Genomic DNA, 5,402 nt, shown 5'->3' on the forward strand with positions numbered 1-5,402 from the left:
ATCGAATGTCGTATATTTGCAGCTCGAAAATTACACCTTGTAGTTTTCCTAATTTTTAAACCGTAATTTAAAAAATGAAAACATCCGATTTTAATTTTGATCTTCCTGCGGAATTATTGGCAGAACACCCATCAGAACACAGAGACGAAGCAAGACTAATGGTTTTGGACAGAAAAACTCAAACGATTGAGCACAAGCTGTTCAAAGACGTGGTAGACTATTTTGATGAGAAAGATCTGTTCATTTTCAACAATACTAAAGTTTTCCCTGCACGTCTGTATGGAAATAAAGAAAAAACCGGTGCTAAAATCGAAGTATTTCTTTTGAGAGAATTGGATAAGGAAACCCGTGTTTGGGATGTTTTGGTAGATCCTGCGAGAAAAATCAGAATTGGTAACAAACTATTCTTCACAGAAGATGAGTCTTTAGTGGCTGAGGTTATTGATAACACCACTTCAAGAGGAAGAACCTTAAGATTCTTATTCGACGGTTCTTATGAAGAATTCAGAGCAAAATTGAAAGAATTGGGCGAAACCCCGCTTCCTAAATATATCAAAAGAGCTGTTGAGCCTGAAGATGCTGAAAGATATCAAACCATCTATGCTAAAATAGAAGGAGCGGTAGCTGCACCTACTGCAGGGTTACATTTCTCTAAGCATTTAATGAAGAGATTAGAAATCAAAGGAATTGATTTTGCTGAAATCACTCTTCACGTTGGGTTGGGAACTTTTAACCCGATCGAAGTGGAAGATCTTTCTAAGCATAAAATGGAATCTGAAGAAGTATTCATTGATGAGAGAAATGCTGAGATCATCAACAGAGCAGTGGAAGGACACAGAAGAGTTTGTGCGGTAGGTACTACAACGATGAGAGCGTTGGAAACATCCGTTTCTTCCAACAAGAAGATTTCTGCATTCCACGGATGGACGAATAAATTCATTTATCCGCCCCACGATTTTGGAGTGGCTAACTCTATGATTACCAACTTCCACACGCCAAAATCTACTCTTATTATGATGATTGCAGCATTTGCAGGAAGAGATTTTGTAATGCATGCTTATGAAGAAGCCGTAAAAGAAAAGTATAAATTCTATTCTTACGGGGATGCAATGCTTATTTTGTAATTCATTTTAAATGATAGATTATAAATTTTAGATTGGTTCCAACTTTTATAAAGGATTTCAATCTAAAATTTATAATTTAAAAGCTATAGTCAAAAATATTTTGAAAGATATCAGAACTTTATCACTGGACCAGCTTAAAGATTACTTTGTGTCTTTAGGAGAAAAGCCGTTTCGTGCGAAACAGGTCTATGACTGGCTATGGAGTAAAAACCTCCATTCCATTGATGAAATGACGAATCTTTCTAAACAACTTCGTGAAAGAATTTCCGAAGAATACACCATCAATCCGGTTTCTGTGGATCAGCTTCAAAAAAGCTCAGACGGAACCATCAAAAACGGAGTAAAGCTTCATGATGGATTAATGGTGGAATCTGTTCTTATTCCTACCGAAACAAGAACGACAGCCTGTGTTTCTTCCCAGGTTGGATGTTCCTTAAACTGTGAATTCTGTGCTACGGCAAGGCTGAAAAGGATGAGAAATCTTGAAGTGGCCGAAATTGTAGACCAGGTTGCTTTAATAGACAAGCAAAGTAAGCTGTATTTCGACAGACCGCTTTCCAATATCGTTTTTATGGGAATGGGAGAGCCGATGATGAATTACAAAAATGTGGTGGAAGCCATTAAAAAAATTACCCAGCCGGAAGGTTTGGGCATGTCCCCGAGAAGAATCACCGTTTCTACCTCCGGGATTCCTAAAATGATCAAAATGCTTGCTGATGATGAACTTCGCGTGAAATTAGCTTTATCATTGCACTCAGCTATTGAATCCAAGCGTAATGAAATCATGCCTTTCTCCGATAAGTTCCCGTTAACGGATATTATGGAAGCGCTTCAATACTGGTACCAGAAAACAGGTTCAGTGGTCACCTTCGAATATTGTGTCTGGAAAGATATCAATGATAAGGATGAAGATATTAAAGCACTGATCAAATACTGTAAGCAGGTTCCATCCAAGGTGAATTTAATTCAGTATAACCCGATAGGAGACGGAAAATATGACCAATGTAATAAGCAGGCGGAGGAAAATTATGTTCGTCAGCTTGAGAATGCCGGAATTACCGTGATGATCCGAAGAAGCAGGGGAGGAGATATTGATGCGGCATGCGGCCAGTTAGCCAATAAAACCGCGGATTAAAATTTGCTTAAAAAACTCAAAAAATACCCTTAAAAAATCTTAAAATCCTACATTTGTATAAACTAATACAATGATGGATTATTTTCTCGGTGAAGATGGACTGGAAAATGTTTATGCATGGGCAATTCCTTTACACGCCATCGTTATTTTTGCCGAAATGATTTACAGCCATTTTTCCGAAGCCAAATTATACAACGGAAAAGACGTTGCAACGAGTATTTATCTTGCTTTGCTGAATTTCGGCTTGGACTTGATCATGAAAGTTTTTGCAATGGGGGTGATGTTCTTCTTTTACAATCATCGCTTGTTTACCTGGGATTTTACATTAGGATATTGGCTGATCTGTTTTGTCATAACAGATTTTGCCTATTATATTCTTCATTATGTAGATCATCATTCGAGGGCATTCTGGGCGGTTCATATTACCCATCACAATTCTGAATATTTTAATCTGACGACAGGTTTTAGAAGCCCCGTTTTACAACCTCTTTACCGATATTTATACTTTTCTCCTTTGGCCTTTTTAGGCTTCAATCCGTGGCATATCATGGTAGTTTATGCATTGGGACAGGTATATGGAACATGGGTGCATACGCAGACCGTAAAAAGCATGGGCATTCTTGAATATATTCTGGTAACGCCTTCTCATCATCGTGTTCATCATGCCTGCAACATCAAATATCTGGACAGGAATATGGGAATGTGCCTGATCATTTGGGATAAAATCTTCGGAACTTTTGAAAAAGAAGACCCGGATATTCCTGTTAAGTTTGGGATATATCCCAAAATGCCGGATAATAACCCCGATACTGTGCTGTTGTACGAATGGAGAAAGATTTGGAAAGATATGAAGCAGCCCGGGTTGAAAATGTCCGACCGTATCGGCTACCTTTTCAATGCTCCGGGATGGAGACATGACGGAACAGGAAAAACAGTTAGACAATACCAAAAAGAATATTCAGAAAAGCAAAAGAAGTCTGCCTGATCATCACAAAAGTTTAGGAAGCCTTTGATTTCAATTATGTGAGCTTTAATTATAAAAAGTATTCCTAAGCATAAATTTTTTGGTTAAAGAGATCATTCAATTTAAAACTCTACTTTTGCGACATGAAAAAGCTTCTTCTGACTTTTATAATTGTTGTTTCTTCATCTGTAGATGCTCAGCAAACCGATTTTCTGAAAATAAGAAAATATAAAGTGGCTTTCCTTGATGACCGAATCAAAGAAAATTCCGGGCTGAGTTTTTTCAATGGAAAACTATATACATTCAATGATAGCGGAAACCAGCCGGAACTTTTTGAAATAGATAAATCTTCGGGAAATATTGTGAAGATCTTGAAAATTAATGCCGAAAATAAAGATTGGGAAGCATTAACCAATGACGGCAGCCATTTTTATATCGGAGATTTCGGAAACAATGCAGGAGCCAGAAAAGATTTGAAGATATATCAAGTTCCTTTTCAAATGGAAGAGGTGAATAATGATGAAGTCAAAGCCATTTCTTTTTATTATCCGGAGCAATCCGATTTTACCTCCAACAATATGGGAACCAATTTTGATGCGGAAGCGATGGTCTTTCTGAATGGAAAGCTCCATTTATTTACCAAAGAATGGTCTTCGAGATCCACCACTCATTATGTAATTGATCCGCAAAGGGAAGGAAATCAGAAAGCTGAGAAAATAGAATCTTACAAAACAGGATTTGTAGTCACCGACGCTTCTTATTTTGATAAAAAGCTTTATCTGATAGGGTATACTAAAAAAACGGAGGTCTTTTTGGATGTTTTTAATGAAACCGGGCCTGGAATCTTCTTTAAAGAATCTCCCACGCATTATTATTTGGGAAGTTCTTTATCCATTGGGCAGATTGAAGGAATAGCCGTAAATGAAGAGGGAATCTATATTTCCGGTGAAAAATTTAATTCTCCTTTAGGTGGCGCAAAGCAAAGTTTTTATTTTATTCCAAAAGAAAAGCTCAAACCTTGAAATTTCTCTTAAAATTGCCTGAAAAAAATTATCTTTGTGAGAATTAATAATCAATTACCTATCATTCACAGATTGTGGCGAATATTGTAGAAGAAATCAAGCAACCGATCAACGAGGAAATGAAACTTTTTGAACAGAAGTTTTATGAATCCATGCAGAGTAAAGTCCCTTTATTGGATAAAGTTACCCGCTTTATCGTGACGACCAAGGGGAAGCAGATGCGACCAATGTTTGTGTTTCTTTGTGCAAAACTGGTAGGTAATGTCAATGAAAAAACCTATCGTGGTGCTTCTATGATAGAGTTGATACATACCGCTACTCTGGTACATGACGATGTGGTAGATGAAAGTTTTAAAAGACGTAATTTTTTCTCCATTAATGCTTTATGGAAAAATAAAATCGCAGTTTTGGTAGGAGATTACCTTTTGTCGAAATCGGTTTTGTTATCTACAGACCATAAAGACTACGATTTATTAAACGTGATTTCCAGAACCATCCGTGAAATGTCGGAAGGCGAGCTTCTTCAGTTGGAAAAAGCCAGAAAACTGGATATTACGGAAGACGTATATTATGAAATCATTCGTCAAAAAACCGCTACTTTAATTGCGGCGTGTTGTGAGATCGGGGTTCTTTCGAATAATGCCGATGAAAAACTCGCCAAAAAAATGCAGGATTTCGGAACTTATACAGGCATGGCATTTCAGATCAAAGATGACCTATTTGATTATTTAAGTTCAAATGTAATCGGGAAGCCTGTTGGGATTGATATTAAGGAACAGAAAATGACGCTGCCCTTAATCTACACCTTGAATACGGCGGATGAAAAGAACAGAAAATATTATTTCAATACCATAAAACGATATAATAACGATCAGAAGAGAGTAAAAGAGCTGATCAATTTTGTAAAAAGCTCAGGAGGTCTGCATTATGCGATAGGAGTGATGAAAGATTTCCAGCAGAAAGCCAAAGATATTCTGAATGAATTTCCGGATTCAGAAGCCAAAAAATCCCTGCACAGTATGCTGGATTATGTGATAGAAAGAAAGTTTTAAAATATTAGAAACAGTTTCGGGGCGCCCGGGGGGGGCGGCGCGGGGGGGTGGTCTTGGGCGGTTGATTTTTTTTAACGGTACTTTTTTTATGTTTTGACATACACG

5 protein-coding genes are annotated in these 5,402 nt (G+C 37.4%); all 5 read left to right on the top strand.

Annotation, left to right across the window (positions count from 1 at the left end; all coding sequences use genetic code 11):
* Positions 1–74: 74 nt before the first annotated feature.
* The gene (gene queA, locus ACGHIN_RS16335; protein WP_390455972.1) at positions 75–1,124 is read left to right on the top strand and encodes a tRNA preQ1(34) S-adenosylmethionine ribosyltransferase-isomerase QueA; all 1,050 of its coding nucleotides are present in this window, start codon (positions 75–77) and stop codon (positions 1,122–1,124) included.
* A 100-nt stretch (positions 1,125–1,224) separates the two neighbouring features.
* Entirely contained in the window at positions 1,225–2,259 is a 1,035-nt protein-coding gene (gene rlmN, locus ACGHIN_RS16340) for a dual-specificity RNA methyltransferase RlmN (protein ID WP_390455975.1), read from the top strand.
* 70 nt (positions 2,260–2,329) lie between these two features.
* Entirely contained in the window at positions 2,330–3,244 is a 915-nt protein-coding gene (locus ACGHIN_RS16345; RefSeq protein ID WP_390455978.1) for a sterol desaturase family protein, read from the top strand.
* Positions 3,245–3,366: 122 nt separating this feature from the next.
* Complete coding sequence (locus tag ACGHIN_RS16350; RefSeq protein ID WP_390455981.1) at positions 3,367–4,245, top strand: hypothetical protein; 879 nt, start codon at positions 3,367–3,369, stop codon at positions 4,243–4,245.
* A 74-nt stretch (positions 4,246–4,319) separates the two neighbouring features.
* The gene (locus ACGHIN_RS16355; protein WP_390455984.1) at positions 4,320–5,297 is read left to right on the top strand and encodes a polyprenyl synthetase family protein; all 978 of its coding nucleotides are present in this window, start codon (positions 4,320–4,322) and stop codon (positions 5,295–5,297) included.
* Positions 5,298–5,402 lie beyond the last annotated feature (105 nt).

This window comes from Chryseobacterium barbadense (assembly GCF_042849955.1).
In the GTDB taxonomy this organism is placed as follows: Bacteria; Bacteroidota; Bacteroidia; order Flavobacteriales; family Weeksellaceae; genus Chryseobacterium.

Excerpts from the sequence above, each read along its gene's own strand:
- queA (WP_390455972.1), top strand. The coding sequence starts at position 75 with ATGAAAACATCCGATTTTAATTTTGATCTTCCTGCGGAATTATTGGCA.
- ACGHIN_RS16345 (WP_390455978.1), top strand. The coding sequence starts at position 2,330 with ATGATGGATTATTTTCTCGGTGAAGATGGACTGGAAAATGTTTATGCA.
- ACGHIN_RS16350 (WP_390455981.1), top strand. The coding sequence starts at position 3,367 with ATGAAAAAGCTTCTTCTGACTTTTATAATTGTTGTTTCTTCATCTGTA.